Source organism: Pseudomonas fluorescens (assembly GCF_019212185.1).
Lineage (GTDB): Bacteria > Pseudomonadota > Gammaproteobacteria > Pseudomonadales > Pseudomonadaceae > Aquipseudomonas.
Window position 1 is genome coordinate 2,745,247 of the sequence record NZ_CP078138.1, and the last position, 14,182, is coordinate 2,759,428.

The window sequence follows — 14,182 nt, forward strand, 5'->3', positions numbered from 1 at the left end:
CTTTTTCCTTCTCAACGCAGAGACCCCGATGACCAACCAAGACATCACCTTCACCCCTGATCCGGATGCCGATTCGATTTCCTCCGACGTCGCCGGCTTCAACGGCGTGCTGGTCTCCACCCAGATCCCGACCCGCGCCGACGGCAGCCTCGAACTGGGCGACATCACCCTGCAAAGCGAATGCACCCTGCAGGCACTGAAAGTGGCCCTGGAGCGCGCCGGCAGCTCGATGGACCGGGTTATGCACCTGACCATTTACCTCACCGACATGGCCGATCGCGCCGCCTTCAACGAAGTCTACAAACGCTTCTTCGCCAAGCCATGGCCCGTGCGCGCCGCCGTCGGCGTGGCCAGCCTGGCGGTCGAAGGCATGCGGGTGGAAGTGACGGCGATGGCGGCCAAGGGTTGAGCCCAGCGCCCCATAGTGCCTTGCAGTGATGGCGTTGTGGCGTTACTGCAAAGTCCCTAAGCTGACGGTTCGTCTCGAAATCGGCCCTGTACGGCACCTGTGACCAGGATTGAAGCAATGGAATACACACTTAGCGATGCCGAGCAGAATTTCGGTTTCAACCTCCGTTACCCACTGATCACCCGGCAGTTGGGCGAGTTTTATTCCTTCGAACGGGCCATGGATTATCTGCGCGCAATTGTCTTGCTCGACGAGGCGGCGCTTTACGAGCCCCATACCTTCACCTATGAACGTGAAGAAGCGCCGCACAGCGCCAGGGCGATTGTGGTGATGGGTGAGTTTGGTTATCTGATCGGCACGCTGGCGCAGGAGGATGACGATGTGGTCCGTGCAGTGATCATCTCGGAAAAGTATGCCGAGTTGATCGACGGACTGGGCTGGTTCACTCACGAACTTTCGGAACCGTTCTATGCCATCCTCGTGAGTGGCTTGCCGCTGGGTGGGTTGGTGAAAATGCTCGATTACTGCTCCACTGACCCTGAATGTAAGGAAGTCATCGCGGAAAAAGGCTTCACGCCCGAGCACTTTCCTGATGATTGGGCGACTCCACTATTTCGCTATGTCAAAGCCCTGGAACCGGGCATTTCGGTGGCGATGCGCAAGCTGCGCGGTGCTCACATTGACTCTCTACCAAAACCCCGGAAATACGGAAAAGCGGTTCCCAGACGCATGAGTGTTGCGACTGATGATTCTGAGTAGTCTCCCATAGCAGATGCTCGCTAGCGCGGCACCTGCAGACTCTTCCACCGCCCATAAGCCTCGCGCAAGCACACCGCACACGGCCGATACCCGGCGGCGATTGCGGCGTCCTCGTCGGCAAAGAACACCCGATGCCTGACATAGCCGCCACGGGCGATGGCGCGCAGGGCGCCGGGGCAATCCAGGCGACCGTAGATTTTCGAGCGTCGGTGGCCGCCGAGCAGGCCGGGTTGGTCGCTGGCGACGGGCTGGCCGTGGGCATCGAGCAGCCAGTAGATTTTCAACCCTTGGGCACTCGCCACAAGTACCAGGCGGCTGCCGTGCGGTGCGGGCTCCAGGCTGCGCCGAGGTCGCTCATGGCCCGTGGTTTGGGCGCGTCGCTCAAGCCTTTGAGGCGGCGATAGCCGTCCCTCACGCCAAAGTCGTCGGCGGGCAGGATGTCCTCTCGTTCGAGGGTATAAATGAGCAGCATCTCCACGGTCCAGCGACCGATACCGCGCAAGCGGGTCAGGCGTTCGATCAGCGTTTGATCGTCCATGGCCTGTGCTTCCCGGTAGGCCGGCACCGTGCCCTTCAAGGTCGCGGCGGCGATGCCGTGCAGGGTGGCGATTTTGCTAGCGGAAAAGCCGCAACCGCGCAGCATCGTAATGTCGCTGACCAGCAACTGCTCAGGGCTGGGGAACACCTGCTCGGGAAACAGTGCCAACAGGCGCGCGACAATCGCATCGCCGGCACGGGCGTGCAGTTGCTGGTAGGCGATGGCCCGCACCAGCGCCTCGTAGGGCTCGCGGGCGGGTTTTGGTTCATGCAGGCAAGGGCCGATGGCCGCGACATGGCGCGCCCAGTCCGGGTCGAGGGCGGCGAGGAACTGGCTGGCGGTGGAGTAGGGCATGGTGGGGTTCGCGAACGTCGGGATAACCTGGGCAGGTTAGTCGCCTGCGCGCTGCGTCGCACCCGCCGTCTTGCGTTCAAATTCAACCGGCGAGGGCTTTCCAATCGCACGGGCGGCGTGTTCGGCCCATTGGCTGTAGATCGCCGGGCCGGGATGGAACCCGTCGCGCGCCATTTGCCCGGCCGTTGGCGACAGGTTGATGTCGAGCAAGGTGCAGCCGGCGGTCTGCTCCACCAGCGTCGCCAGATGCTGGTTGAAGCGTCTGCTGCGGCTGCCCAGGTAACCTCGCAGCGGACGCGGCAAGGCCGGGAACAGATGCATCGGTGGCAGCGGCGAGACGATAATCTGGTTCACGCCGAACTTGTCACGCAACAGCTGCAGCAGGCGTTCTTGCAGCATCAGCCATGGCTCCAGACGGATCCGACTGGTGACGTCGTTGACGCCAATCGACAGCAGCGCCACATCGAAAGGTTGCGCGTCTTGTGCCTCCAGCAGCGTCAACAGCGCCAGGGAATTCAGGCCCGATTGCGCCCACAGCATCCAGTCGACTTGATAGTCGCCCGCCAACTGCGCCACCAGCCGACCGCAGAGCGCTTCATCCTGGGTCTGTGCGCCAACCCCGGCGGCTGCCGAGTCGCCGCCAATCAGCAGTCGCAAGGGCGAGCCGCTGCCGGCCTGACCCTGGCGTTCACCGCTCGCCTCCGGCAGTCGGGGCGTGACCCAGCGGGTATAAAGACCCTGCAATAAAAGCAGCGGACCGAGCACACGCTCGGCGAACTGTTCATTCATGACGACAACTCAGGCCCGACGCGCCAGCAACAACACACTGGCCGCCGCCGACAGCAGGCCGGCGCAGCAGCGATTGAAAAGGCGCTTGCCCCGTGGCTGGCTGAACCAGCGGCGCATGTGCAGGCCCATGTAGGCGTAGGCCGCGATGGCGATCCACTCCAGGGCCAGGAACAATGCGCCAAGCACGGCGAATTGCGGCGCGACCGCCTGGCTTGGATCGACGAACTGCGGCAGGAAGGCAGTGAAGATCAGGATGGCTTTTGGATTCCCCGCCGCCACCAGAAACTCTTGGCGCGCCAACCCGAGCAAGCCAACCTCGCTGCGCTTGGTCTGGGCCTCGACCTGCACGTCGGCGGTCCACAGCTGCCAGGCCAGGTACAGCAGGTAAGCGGCGCCAGCGATCTTGATCCCGTAGAACAGCCACTCCGAGGTCTGCAACACCACCGCCAGGCCGGCGGAGGCGAGGGCGATCATCGCGGCGAATGCGAGCAACCGACCACCGCCGGCCAGGCACGCGGTGCGATAGCCGTAGCGCGTGGCATTGCTGACCGACAACAGATTGTTTGGGCCAGGCGCCATGTTCAGGGCGAAGCAGGCGGGGAGGAGCAGGGTCAGGGTGGCGAGGTCCATTGGTGGCTCCGGGCGAAGGGGCGATGGGGCGAAGAGGGAGTGTGCATCATTGGGGGCGGGGCTGATAGCCGCGTGCGGTGTGCCAGGCTTATCGAATGACGGCCATCGCTGGCAAGCCAGCGCCCACAGCGTTTTCCAGTCTGCCGCAGCGGGCGCAGCTCCAGGCATCGCAATCCCCACTACCTGCCATCTCGACACACGATTGGTCCGCCGCCTTTGCTCCACGTCACCCTAGCGCCTTCGACGAATAAAGGCCTGCTGCAGCATGCGTTACCGACGTCTTGACCTGAACCTGCTGGTGGCCCTGGATGCCTTGTTGACCGAATGCAGCGTCAGCCGGGCGGCCGAGCGCTTGTGCCTGGGGCAGTCAGCGACCAGTTCGGCGCTCGGGCGTTTGCGCGAGCATTTCAATGATCCGTTGCTGGTGCAAGTGGGTCGGCGTCTTGAGCCGACGGCGATGGGCCTGGCGTTGGCGCCCAAGGTCCAGCAAGCCTTGGCGCTGACCCGTGAAATTGTCGATGCGCCGCTGGATTTCGACCCGGTCAATTGCACTCGGCAATTTACCCTGGTGGCCTCCGACTATGTGGCCGGGGTGCTGTTGCCGGCGATCAGTCGCGAGCTCGCACGGGTGGCGCCGGGAGTGCGTTTGAGTCTGCGCGATCTGCCGGTGCCGCGTGACGGCGATGTGGTCAGTGAAGCCCTCGACTATCGGCGCAGCGATTGTGTGATCGTGCCCCAACGTCGTTTGAACCCGGCCTACCCCCAGGTGCCGCTGATCAGTGACGTGCTGTGCTGCATGGTCTGCGCGCAGGCGCCGCAGTATGCCGAGGGCTTGAGCCTGGCGGACTTCTGCGCCGCCGAACATGTGGTCCGCGAGTTCGCCGACGGCCGCAACCTGGCGATGGATGCCCTGCATCTGCAGGAGCTGGGTATTGATCGGCGGGTAGCAGTGGCGTTGGAAAGCTTTGCGCTGATGCCGGAATTCGTCGTCGGTACGGCGCGCATCGCCACCCTGTTCCGGCGTCAGGCTGAGGGGTTTGCCCAGCGCTATGGGCTGCGCATTCATCCCGCACCGTTGGCGTTTCCGCAGGCCGTGCAGGTGTTGCAATGGCATCCGTATCAAGAGCGCGATCCGGCGCTGATGTGGTTTCGCGGCCTGTTGCTGGAGCAGGCCGCGTTGCTCGATCAACCCGACGACTGATCGCCGGTATCAGCCACCAGCCCGGCCAGCTCGATGGCCTGCACCGCGCAGCGTTCGTCGTTGTCCGAGGTGTCGCCGCTGATACCGATGGCACCGACTATCATGCCTTCGGCATTGCGGATCAGCACCCCGCCGGCCACCGGAATCACTTCGCCGGCGGTCAGGCTGTTGATCGCGTCGAAAAACGCCGGCATCGCCTGCGCCCGCCTGGCCAGCTCACGCCCGCCAAAGCCCATGCCCAGGCAGCCACGGGCTTTGCCGTTGGCGATCTGCGGACGCAGGAAGCTCGCCTGTTCATCGCGCAACATTGCCAGTGGATGAGCGGCGGCATCCAGTACCACGGCGGCCAAGGGTTTGACCCCGATGTCCCGGGCGATGCGGATCGCGCTGCTGGCGATCTCGACGGCGGTGTGTAAATCCAGAGTGCGCATGCTGTCCGTCCTCATATTGCCCACTTGCCCAGTTGGGCGACGCGGTCGCGGGTGTACAGGTCGGTCCATTTCAGCGAGTTGAAATCCGACACCTGCTTGGGGTTGTAGGGGCTGCGTTCCAGGCGCACCGGCTGGCCGGCCTTGTACACCGCCTTGAGGCGCGAGCGGTCCTGGAGGATGCGGATATCCTGCAGCGGCGAGCCGTCGAGCAGCAGGAAATCGGCCTGCTTGCCCACTTCCAGTGAACCGAGGGTCTCGCCACGGGGCATGCAGCGCGCGCCGACGGCGGTCGCGGCATACAGGGCTTCGGCGGGGGTGAAGCCGAGGCGGCTGACCAGCAGTTCCAGTTCCCGGGCGTGCCATTCGCCATAGGGGGTCACGGCAAAGCCGCTGTCGCTGCCACAGGCGAAAGGCACGCCGGCGGCCTTGGCGCGCTTGAGCACCGCTGAACCGACTTCCAGGGTGCGTGCGCAATAGCCGGCATAACCGGTGCTGATCGCCGGGTCGTGGGCCTGGCAGAAGTCCACGGTGTTCTGCGGGAAGGTCATGGTCGGCGCCAGGATGCTGCCGGCTTCGAGCAAGGCTTCGATGCAGGCGTCGTCCATATAGAAGGCGTGGAACACCAGGTCGACCCCGGCGCGGGCGGCGTACATCACCGCCTCGCGGCCGTAGGCGTGGGTCGCCACCTTGCAGCCGAGGCGATGGGCCTCTTCGACCATCTCGCGGGTTTCGTCGGCGGTGAATGCGGCGATGATTTCGCCATTGGGCCGGCGGTGGGTGCCATCCATGGCGATCTTGATCAGGTCCACGCCATCCTTGGCCTGCTTGCGGATTTCCGCCAGGGCTTCGCTGCGGCTGGTGACCAGGCGGGCGGTGAAATATTCCGGGGCGCCGACGCGGCTGGGGAACCAGTCGTTGAGGCTCTGGCGATTGGTGATCACCCGGCTGCTGGCGGCAATCCGCGGGCCTTCGAACAGGCCAGCCGCGACCGCATTGCGCACGGCAATGCTGAGTTGGCCGCTGTCGCCGGGGCAGACCATGCTGGTCACGCCGGCAGCCAGCACGTGTTGGGCGAAGAACATCCCGCGCAGCGCACGGAATTCGTCGCTGGTCCAGATATCGATGTCTTCCTCGCTCTGGGCGTTGCCGAACGCCAGGTGGGTGTGCACGTCCACCAGGCCCGGCATGACGAAGTTGTCGCCGGCATCCACCACGCGGTCGCCCGCTTGTGGCTGCGGGGCCATGGCGGTGGGGCCGACGTAGCTCAGCAGGCCGTTTTCCACCACCAGGGTTTGCTGTTGGCGGGTGTGCAGGCCCGTCCCGTCGAACAGGGTCTGGCATTTCAGGTGCAGGGCGTTCATGGCGTTCTCACGTTGTTTTTGGTTATGCCGGGCGAGGCTAGGGCGCGGCCGGGGAGGGCACCAGCAACTTGCGTCAATGCTTGGGTATTGATGGGGTCGATAGTGGCTGTGGGGCAGGCACCGTGGGCCTTGGCGATGTTGCGGGGCGGGTATCGCGAGTGACGATGGCTGGCATCGTGATCGGCGATTTTTTGTCGATCGGAGCTGCCGACTATGGTGCGCGCTCAATCCACGCAGAGAGCGCCTGACATGACCACCGAAACGCTGAAAAACCAACTCCTGGCCCTTGAACAGGAGCGCCGTCGGGCGCTGATCGAAGAAGACCATCCACGGGTCGCCGAGCTGTTCGCCGATGACCTGGTGTATGTGCACACTACCGGGTTGGTGCAAGACAAGGCGCAGTACCTGGAGTACGCGAAAAGTGCTGTCGAGTATCTGGAGATCGAGCGGGGCGAGTTGCTGATTCGGTTCTATGGCGAGCGCCTGGCGGTGATGACCGGCAGCCAATGCAATACCCTGCGCAAACGCGGCGGCGAGCAGTCGATTCGCGGGGATGGCTTTGCCACGCAGGTGTGGACGTTGGGGGAGGCGGGCTGGCAGATCAGTTCGTTTCAGGGGACGCGGGCGATGTGACCCATCATTGGTAGGAGTGATCTCCCAGGTTTGCTGCTGATCACAGATTCTGTGGAGCTTGCACAGAATCTGTAGGAGCCAGCCTGCTGGCGATGAAGTTGATGCGGTTTGGCTGCTGGCCTCATCGCGAGCAGGCTCGCTCCTACAAAGGGCGGTCAGGCGGTGTGACCACCCAGATTCTCCGCTACCCAATCCGCAATGTACTGCCCGGCATTGATGCTGTTGTCAAAGCTCGAATGCTGCACGCCGCCCTCGCGTTCGGTGAAGATTTTCAGTTCGCGCTTGGGGCTGTTGACCAGTTGCTCGTAGGTACGCTGCGCCCATTTCAACGGGATCTGCGAATCCTTTTCGCCGTGGGTGACCAGGAACGGCACCTTGATCCGGTCCAGCACGCCGTCGAGGTGGACGTTCTCGGCGATCGCCATGAATGCTTCCATGTCCTTGGCGCCCCACACCCATTGCACGTGCGCCCAGTAGTGCGGCACCGGGAAGCTGCCTTCTTTTTCCAGGCGGCGCTTCTGCACGTCGCGCCAGTCATGGTTGGCGCCCCAGACCACGCCGCAGGCAAAGCGCGGTTCGAAGGCCACCGCGCGCGGGCAGTAGTAGCCGCCCAGCGATACACCTTCCAGGCCGATGCGTTTGGCGTCTACGTCGCTGCGGGTTTCCAGCCAGTCGACCACGCGGCTGGCCCAGTGCTCGCTGTCGTAGCGGGCGATCAGGTTGTGCAGGCGCAGCGCTTCACCGGTGCCGGGCTGGTCGATGATCAGCGATGACACGCCGCGCTTGGCCAGCCAGGCCGGCAGGCCGACGCGGTATTTCATTTCCTTGGTGGAATCCAGGCCGTTGACCTGGACCAGGATCGGCGCCGGGCCGTTCACGCCTTCGGCGCGCACCAACAAGCCGGAAATGTGTTTGCCCTCGTATGGGATTTCAACGCGCTCGCAGTTCTCCCGCGACAACTCGATGCCACGCTTGAAGGTCTGCAGAAAACGCTGGTACAGCTCGCTGCGGCCCGGCGCGCCATGGGCTTGCAGGCGCTCGCAGGTGAGGTAATAGGTGGCGGCGCGGTTGTATTTTTCACCGGCAGAGAGCAAACGGCCCTGGCCTTCGTCTTCCTCGGCCAGGCCGCAGAGTTTGTCGGCCATCTTCGCCCAGGTCTCGCGAAAGGCCTTGGTGCCCGCGGCATCGGGTTGCAGGGCGGCTTCCTGCAGCGGTGCGCACATCTCTTCGATTTCGCCCATGCGCGCGCCCATTTCAATGGCCAGGTTGACGGAGAGATTCCACACGTAATTGGTTGGGAAGTAGCGGAACATGATGTTGTTGTCCTTATGGTTGCCTTGGCGTTCTCAAGGCACGTTAAGGACGCCCCGGCTAGTTGACCAATCGTGACTCGGGATGCGAGGTATCACCGGCGGCGATAGGAGCCTGTTCCAGGTGCTGGACAAACTCGCTGATGCGCTCGCGCAGCCAGCGGTGCATCGGGTCGCCGTCGACACTGCGGTGCCAGAGCATGCACTCGCGCATCACCGGGATTTTCACCGGCGGATTGAGGATGCGCAGCGGCAAATGCTCGGCGTACAGCCGCGCCAAACGCTGGTGCATGGTAGCAATGCGCTGGGTGCCGACCACCAGTTGCGGCAAGGTGTTGAAGTCATTGGTGATCACCTCGATACGGCGATTGAAGCCGTACTGATTCATGAACCACTCCTCGATGCTCAGGTGCCGGGTACGGCCAAACCCGACCGAGACATGGCCCATGTCCATGTACTGCTCCAGGCTCAGGCTGTCGCCGACCAGGGTATTGCCGTTCCACACCACGCACACGTGTTCTTCCTCGAACAGCAACTGGTGCGGGTGGCCGTCGATGATGTAGCGCTCGGGCACGATCATCAGGTCCACCTCGCCGCGCACCAGCAGCTCGCCGGAGTTGTCGCCGGGGCCGAGCATTTCGAAGGTGATGTTCGGCGCTTCCTGGTGGATCTTCTGGATCACCTGGGCGAACAGCACGCTGATCAGGTAATCCGAGGTCACCAGGCGGAAGTGGCGTTTGCTGGTGGTGGGGTCGAACACCGGCTTGGCGGTGATTGACGACTGAATCGTCAGCAGCACTTCGCGGATCGGCTTGGCCAGCTCCTGCGCATAGGGCGTGGGCTGCATCTTGCGCCCCACCTGCACCAGCAATTCGTCTTCGAAGTAGTTGCGCAGCCGACCGAGCACGCCGCTGGTGGCCGATTGGGTCATGTGCAGGCGTTCGGCGGCACGGGTGATGTTCTGCTCTTCGAGCAGGACATCGAGTGCCACCAGCAGATTGAGGTCCAGGTGGTTGAAACGCATCAGGCATGTCCGCTTTTGTATTTATTTTCGCGATACATTCCGGTGATTTCATTGTGCCGTCAACCCCGCCTGCAAGTATCGCGTTTGCCGATAGGTCACATCCCCACTCGCGATTAGTCAGCTGCCCTGCGCCACGTCAATCTTCGCCGCAGTCGGACCTGTGGCCGACACCACCCGCGGATTCCATGCGCCGCCCAACGCCCGATTCGAGCGTTCGGCCGCCGTCTGCGGATAATAATTTCAACGGAGTGGTAGCCATGAACATCATTGGTCTTGATGCCCTGATCTTTGGCGTCGATGACGTCCAAGCCTGTAGCGCTTGCCTGAGCGACTACGGCCTGGCGCCGGTCGACGTCGACAGCAACGGCGGGCGCTTTGAAGCACTGGACGGCACGGCCGTGATCATTCGCCGGGCGGATGACCCGAGCTTGCCTGCGGCCATCGGCCCAGGCCCATCGATTCGCGAGACGGTGTACGGCGTTGCCAGCGCCGCCGACCTCGACGCCATCGAAGACGAACTGGCCCGCGATCGCCAGGTCAGCCGCGACAACGGCGTGCTGCACAGTGTCGACGACATGGGTTTTGCCATTGCCTTCCAGGTCACTGTGCGCCGGCCGTACAGCGCCCCGGACGACCTGAGCAACGCCGCCGGCCACGCGCCGCAAAGGCCGCTGAACCAGCCCGGGATCACCCTCGACATGCAGGCGCTGCCGCGCACCTTGTCCCATGTGGTGTATTTCGTGCCCGACGCAGCCAAGGCCGAAGCCTTCTATGCCGAACGCCTGGGTTTCCGCACCACCGACACCTTTGTCGGCGCCGGCCCGTTCATGCGCCCGGCAGGCTCGGACGATCACCATTGCCTGTTCATGATCCAGACCCCACCGCACATGAAAGGCTGCGAACACTTCACCTTCCACATGGGCAGCGGCACCGAAGTGCTGCTGGCCGGCACCCGCTTCGAGCAGAAAGGCTGGACCAGTTTCTGGGGCCCGGGCCGTCACCTGTTTGGCTCCAACTGGTTCTGGTACTTCAACAGCCCGTTGGGTTGCCACATCGAATACGACGCGGACATGGACAAGCATGACGACGCCTGGGAGGCCCGTCGCGCGCCGCTGTCGGCGGATAACTCGCAGCTGTTCCTGTTCAATTCGAAAGCCAAATGGGCACCGGGTGGGCCGCCGCCGAAGGGGGTGTGACCACGGGTTTTGCGATCAGCCACCACCCACCCCCTTTAGGAGCGAGCCTGCTCGCGATGAGCCTGAGGGCACCGCGCTCCTCCAGATTGAACGCGTCATCGTTGACGACCATCGCGAGCAGGCTCGCTCCTACAGGGTATGTGTGTGGAGGTTAATTATGAGTCATGCCGATTTTCCACTGTGCCTGCTGGACGATTTGCACGAAGGCCAGGCCCGCGGATTCGATCCGTTGCAGCGCGGCAAGGACAGTGTCTTTGCCCTGATTCACCAAGGACAGCCAAGGATTTACCGCAACAGTTGCCCCCATCTGGACGTGCGCCTGGAGTACCGCAAGGACCGGTTTTTATCCGCAGACGGCCAGTTGATCGTCTGTTACGCCCACGGTGCGCAGTTCCTGCCGGGGACCGGGGAATGCGTCTACGGCCCCTGTCTCGGGCAGCAACTGGAGGCGTTGCCGTGGCGGGTGGAGGAGGGCTGGCTGGTGGTGCGGATGCCGGTCGTGGAGACAAATCCGCCGCCGTTTGAGGTATCGCGTTTGCAGATACATCACATCCCTACTCGCGATTAGTCAAATCCCTGCTTTGCCGGGAAGCTGGACCCAACGACGCAGTGCCCGACGCTGCAGCGAACCACAAGAATAAAAAGTGAGAACCCCATGAATGCAGTGAGCAAAGTTCTGATTGTCGGCGGTGGCATTGGCGGCCTGTGTGCGGCCATCGCCTTGCGGCGCAAGGGCATTGAGGTCGATCTGGTCGAGCTTAAGTCGGAGTGGACGGTGTACGGCGTCGGCATCATCCAGCAGAGCAACGTGGTCCGCGAGATGGCCAAGCTCGGCGTGCTCGACGGCTATCTCGACGCCGCCTACGCCTTCGAAGACGTCGCCATCTACGGCCCGGCCGGCCAACAACTGGCGCGCATCCCGGGGCAGCGCCTGGCAGGCCCGGAGTACCCGGCCAACGTTGGCATTTCACGCCTGGCACTGCACAACGTGCTCTGCGAAACCACCCTGCAACTCGGTGCCCAGGTGCGTCTGGGTCTTAGCGTTGAAACCCTCGACGAACGTGGCGACAAGGTCGACGTCCTGTTCACCGATGGCAGCCGCGCGGAGTACGACCTGGTGGTCGGCGCCGATGGCCTGTTCTCGAAAGTTCGCGGCCTGATCTTTGGCGACACCTACAAGCCGCGCTTCACCGGCCAATCGGTGTGGCGCTACAACTTCCCGCGTGCGCCGCAGATCGATCACCTGGCCAACTACCAGAGCGCCGAAGGCAATGCCGGTCTGGTGCCCTTGGCCGGTGACCTGATGTACCTGTTCCTGACCTCCCACGAACCGACCAACCCATGGATGGACCCAGCCACCCTGGCCGAGCAGATGCGCCAGCGCCTGCAGGGCTTCAGCGGCCTGATCGGCGAATTGCGCGAGCAAATCAGCGACAGCAGCCAGGTGGTCTACAAGCCGATGGAAGTGGTGTTCGTCAACGAGCCCTGGTACCGCGGGCGGGTGCTGCTGATCGGTGACGCCGCCCACGCCACCACCCCGCACCTCGGCCAGGGCGCCGGCATGGCCATCGAAGACGCCATCGTCCTCAGCGAAGAACTGACCGCCGGCGGCGACGTCGAGCAGCAGCTGCAGCGCTTTATGGCGCGGCGTTTCGAGCGCTGCAAGTACATCAGCGAAAGCTCGATCCTCGCCGGCGACAAGGAAATGCAACACGACCGCGAGTTCGACCGCATCGGCCTGGTCAAGCAGATGCTCGCCCGGACGGCGGAGCCGATCTGATTCGGCACAGCCCTTCACCCACAGCAGTTACCACTATAAAAACAAGAGGTTAACGCGATGGTTAGTTCCCCGACTGCGACGCTTGCGCGCCGCCCGGTCTGCACGTCTGCACCCTTTGCTTTCAGTCTGGCCGCCGCCCTGGTGCTGTGCAGCCAGGCCGCACAGGCCTTCCAGGTCGACACCGGCAATCCGGATTTCAAGCTGCGCTGGGATAACACGGTTAAGTACAGCGCGGCCTGGCGCACCCAGAATCCCAGCCACAAACTGACTGAAGGGCAGGTGGCGCTGAACCAGGACGACGGCGATCGGGCTTTCGAAAAAGGCCTGATCTCCAACCGTACCGACATCCTCTCCGAGCTGGACATGTCGTTTAAAAACGTCGGCACGCGCCTCAGTGGCGCCGCCTGGTACGACACCGTCTACCAGGATGACAACGACAACGACAATCCGGCGCGGGCCAACGCCCGTTCGGTGGGTTACGACCAGTTCACCGACGACACCCGCCACCTGCACGGCGGCGACGGCGAATTGCTGGATGCCTTCGTCTACTGGAACGGCGAACTGGCCGAGCACGCTACCTCGTTCCGCGCCGGTCGCCACGGCCTGGTCTGGGGTGAAAGCCTGTTCTTCGGCGCCAACGGCATTGCCGGTGGCATGAGCCCGGTGGACGTGGTCAAGGCGCAGTCGGTGCCCAACACCCAGTTCAAGGAAATCACCCGCCCAGTCAATCAACTCTCGGGTACTTTCCAGCTCACTGACGACGTGTCACTTGGCGCCTACTACCAGCTCGAATGGGAGCAGACCCGCCTGCCGGGTGCCGGCAGCTACTTCTCCACCAGCGACACCATTGGCGAAGGCAACGAACGGCTGATCGTCGGCGCGCCATTCCCGGCATTCCTCGGCGGCAATCCAGGCAGCCCGGCGGCGTTCTTCCACGGCAACGACAAGGAAGCGCGCAGCTCGGGGCAGGGCGGCCTGCAGTTGAAGTACAACGCCGAGACGGTGGAGTACGGCCTGTACGCGATCCAGTACCACGACAAGACGCCCAAACTGTACCTGCGACCCTCTACCGGTGCGCCGAACTTCAGCACCGGGCAGATCGGCGAGTATTACTGGGTCTATCCGGAAGACATCCGAGCCTTCGGCGCCAGCTTTTCCACCACGGTCGAGGAGTACAGCTTCGCCGGTGAAGCCTCGATGCGCTGGAACATGCCGCTGGTTTCCAACGGCCAGACCGTGCTGCCCGGGGTCGAAGCCGACAACGACGATCACCCGCTGTACGCCGTCGGCCGCACCGCTCACGTCAACCTCAACGTGCTGGCGTCGTTCGGTCCCAACTTCATCGCCAGGGAGTCCGGCCTGGTCGGCGAAATCGCCTGGAACCGCCTGCTCAGCGTCACCAAAAACCGTGAGGCACTGGACCCCGGCGCCACCGATGACGGCCTCGGTTTCAAGGTGGTCTACACCCCGACCTACCGGCAGTTTTTCTCCGGCGTCGACATCAGTCTGCCGGTCGGCCTCAGCTACTTCCCCCTGGGCAAGTCGGCGGTGGTCAGCACCTTCGGCGCCGATCGCGGCGGCGACATGAACATCGGCATCACCGCCACCTACCTCGACCGGGTCACCGCCGGCCTCACTTACACCCACTACTACGGCCCCGAGGACACCAACCTCAACGGCGTCAGCCAGTTCAATTTCAAGCAAGCGCTGAAAGACCGGGACTACCTTGCCTTCTCCATCAAGACCACGTTTTAAGAGGACTTGCGC

16 protein-coding genes are annotated in these 14,182 nt (G+C 63.4%); 8 read left to right on the top strand and 8 right to left on the bottom strand.

Going from position 1 to position 14,182, the window contains the following annotated elements:
- Positions 1-28 precede the first annotated feature (28 nt).
- Both KW062_RS12520 and KW062_RS12525 read left to right on the top strand, forming a co-directional pair.
- A complete protein-coding gene (locus KW062_RS12520; protein ID WP_105755566.1) occupies positions 29-409 on the top strand; it encodes a RidA family protein in 381 nt (126 codons plus the stop codon).
- A 117-nt stretch (positions 410-526) separates the two neighbouring features.
- Positions 527-1,168 carry a hypothetical protein gene (locus KW062_RS12525; RefSeq protein ID WP_027620288.1) on the top strand — a complete coding sequence of 214 codons (642 nt, stop codon included), beginning with the start codon at positions 527-529 and terminating at the stop codon, positions 1,166-1,168.
- Between the two features lie 20 nt (positions 1,169-1,188).
- On the opposite strand, the gene KW062_RS12530 is transcribed toward KW062_RS12525, so the two are convergent.
- The 4 genes from KW062_RS12530 to KW062_RS12545 are packed head-to-tail and all read right to left on the bottom strand — an operon-like array spanning position 1,189 to position 3,479.
- The gene (locus KW062_RS12530; protein ID WP_105755600.1) at positions 1,189-1,452 is read right to left on the bottom strand and encodes an Ada metal-binding domain-containing protein; all 264 of its coding nucleotides are present in this window, start codon (positions 1,450-1,452) and stop codon (positions 1,189-1,191) included.
- Positions 1,449-2,060 (bottom strand): DNA-3-methyladenine glycosylase family protein, encoded by a 612-nt coding sequence (locus KW062_RS12535; protein WP_105755567.1) that lies wholly within the window; start codon positions 2,058-2,060, stop codon positions 1,449-1,451. Before KW062_RS12535 ends, KW062_RS12530 begins: the two co-directional genes overlap by 4 nt.
- Positions 2,061-2,096: 36 nt before the next feature.
- On the bottom strand, positions 2,097-2,849 hold the full coding sequence (locus tag KW062_RS12540) for an SGNH/GDSL hydrolase family protein (RefSeq protein WP_105755568.1): 753 nt from the start codon (positions 2,847-2,849) through the stop codon (positions 2,097-2,099).
- A gap of 9 nt (positions 2,850-2,858) precedes the next feature.
- Positions 2,859-3,479, bottom strand: coding sequence for a LysE family translocator (locus tag KW062_RS12545; RefSeq protein WP_105755569.1), 621 nt, complete (start codon positions 3,477-3,479; stop codon positions 2,859-2,861).
- Positions 3,480-3,744: 265 nt separating this feature from the next.
- Here KW062_RS12545 and KW062_RS12550 point away from each other — a divergent pair, with 265 nt between their 5' ends.
- Positions 3,745-4,680 carry a LysR family transcriptional regulator gene (locus tag KW062_RS12550; RefSeq protein WP_105755570.1) on the top strand — a complete coding sequence of 312 codons (936 nt, stop codon included), beginning with the start codon at positions 3,745-3,747 and terminating at the stop codon, positions 4,678-4,680.
- On the opposite strand, the gene KW062_RS12555 is transcribed toward KW062_RS12550, so the two are convergent.
- On the bottom strand, positions 4,665-5,111 hold the full coding sequence (locus tag KW062_RS12555; RefSeq protein WP_105755571.1) for a GlcG/HbpS family heme-binding protein: 447 nt from the start codon (positions 5,109-5,111) through the stop codon (positions 4,665-4,667). The genes KW062_RS12550 and KW062_RS12555 overlap by 16 nt on opposite strands.
- Before the next feature lie 11 nt (positions 5,112-5,122).
- Entirely contained in the window at positions 5,123-6,472 is a 1,350-nt protein-coding gene (locus tag KW062_RS12560) for a metal-dependent hydrolase family protein (RefSeq protein WP_105755572.1), read from the bottom strand.
- Positions 6,473-6,721: 249 nt separating this feature from the next.
- Here KW062_RS12560 and KW062_RS12565 point away from each other — a divergent pair, with 249 nt between their 5' ends.
- Entirely contained in the window at positions 6,722-7,105 is a 384-nt protein-coding gene (locus tag KW062_RS12565; RefSeq protein ID WP_027620279.1) for a nuclear transport factor 2 family protein, read from the top strand.
- 155 nt (positions 7,106-7,260) lie between these two features.
- On the opposite strand, the gene KW062_RS12570 is transcribed toward KW062_RS12565, so the two are convergent.
- Positions 7,261-8,418, bottom strand: a complete 1,158-nt coding sequence (locus KW062_RS12570) for an alpha/beta hydrolase family protein (protein ID WP_105755573.1) — start codon at positions 8,416-8,418, stop codon at positions 7,261-7,263.
- A gap of 58 nt (positions 8,419-8,476) precedes the next feature.
- Positions 8,477-9,439, bottom strand: coding sequence for a LysR family transcriptional regulator (locus KW062_RS12575; protein WP_027620277.1), 963 nt, complete (start codon positions 9,437-9,439; stop codon positions 8,477-8,479).
- 257 nt (positions 9,440-9,696) lie between these two features.
- Here KW062_RS12575 and KW062_RS12580 point away from each other — a divergent pair, with 257 nt between their 5' ends.
- The 4 genes from KW062_RS12580 (at position 9,697) to KW062_RS12595 (ending at position 14,170) form a co-directional block, all read left to right on the top strand.
- A complete protein-coding gene (locus tag KW062_RS12580; protein WP_027620276.1) occupies positions 9,697-10,635 on the top strand; it encodes a VOC family protein in 939 nt (312 codons plus the stop codon).
- A gap of 157 nt (positions 10,636-10,792) precedes the next feature.
- The gene (locus KW062_RS12585) at positions 10,793-11,203 is read left to right on the top strand and encodes a Rieske (2Fe-2S) protein (RefSeq protein ID WP_105755574.1); all 411 of its coding nucleotides are present in this window, start codon (positions 10,793-10,795) and stop codon (positions 11,201-11,203) included.
- A gap of 87 nt (positions 11,204-11,290) precedes the next feature.
- Positions 11,291-12,415 (top strand): FAD-dependent oxidoreductase, encoded by a 1,125-nt coding sequence (locus tag KW062_RS12590; RefSeq protein ID WP_105755575.1) that lies wholly within the window; start codon positions 11,291-11,293, stop codon positions 12,413-12,415.
- A 57-nt stretch (positions 12,416-12,472) separates the two neighbouring features.
- On the top strand, positions 12,473-14,170 hold the full coding sequence (locus tag KW062_RS12595; RefSeq protein ID WP_105755576.1) for a DUF1302 domain-containing protein: 1,698 nt from the start codon (positions 12,473-12,475) through the stop codon (positions 14,168-14,170).
- Positions 14,171-14,182: the final 12 nt, after the last annotated feature.

What these genes read in the sequence shown, in the direction of transcription:
- KW062_RS12545 (WP_105755569.1), bottom strand. Translation starts at nt 3,479, where the DNA reads ATGGACCTCGCCACCCTGACCCTGCTCCTCCCCGCCTGCTTCGCCCTG.
- KW062_RS12540 (WP_105755568.1), bottom strand. Translation starts at nt 2,849, where the DNA reads ATGAATGAACAGTTCGCCGAGCGTGTGCTCGGTCCGCTGCTTTTATTG.
- KW062_RS12595 (WP_105755576.1), top strand. Translation starts at nt 12,473, where the DNA reads ATGGTTAGTTCCCCGACTGCGACGCTTGCGCGCCGCCCGGTCTGCACG.
- KW062_RS12560 (WP_105755572.1), bottom strand. Translation starts at nt 6,472, where the DNA reads ATGAACGCCCTGCACCTGAAATGCCAGACCCTGTTCGACGGGACGGGC.
- KW062_RS12550 (WP_105755570.1), top strand. Translation starts at nt 3,745, where the DNA reads ATGCGTTACCGACGTCTTGACCTGAACCTGCTGGTGGCCCTGGATGCC.
- KW062_RS12520 (WP_105755566.1), top strand. Translation starts at nt 29, where the DNA reads ATGACCAACCAAGACATCACCTTCACCCCTGATCCGGATGCCGATTCG.
- KW062_RS12590 (WP_105755575.1), top strand. Translation starts at nt 11,291, where the DNA reads ATGAATGCAGTGAGCAAAGTTCTGATTGTCGGCGGTGGCATTGGCGGC.
- KW062_RS12580 (WP_027620276.1), top strand. Translation starts at nt 9,697, where the DNA reads ATGAACATCATTGGTCTTGATGCCCTGATCTTTGGCGTCGATGACGTC.
- KW062_RS12585 (WP_105755574.1), top strand. Translation starts at nt 10,793, where the DNA reads ATGAGTCATGCCGATTTTCCACTGTGCCTGCTGGACGATTTGCACGAA.
- KW062_RS12565 (WP_027620279.1), top strand. Translation starts at nt 6,722, where the DNA reads ATGACCACCGAAACGCTGAAAAACCAACTCCTGGCCCTTGAACAGGAG.
- KW062_RS12555 (WP_105755571.1), bottom strand. Translation starts at nt 5,111, where the DNA reads ATGCGCACTCTGGATTTACACACCGCCGTCGAGATCGCCAGCAGCGCG.
- KW062_RS12535 (WP_105755567.1), bottom strand. Translation starts at nt 2,060, where the DNA reads ATGCCCTACTCCACCGCCAGCCAGTTCCTCGCCGCCCTCGACCCGGAC.
- KW062_RS12525 (WP_027620288.1), top strand. Translation starts at nt 527, where the DNA reads ATGGAATACACACTTAGCGATGCCGAGCAGAATTTCGGTTTCAACCTC.
- KW062_RS12575 (WP_027620277.1), bottom strand. Translation starts at nt 9,439, where the DNA reads ATGCGTTTCAACCACCTGGACCTCAATCTGCTGGTGGCACTCGATGTC.
- KW062_RS12570 (WP_105755573.1), bottom strand. Translation starts at nt 8,418, where the DNA reads ATGTTCCGCTACTTCCCAACCAATTACGTGTGGAATCTCTCCGTCAAC.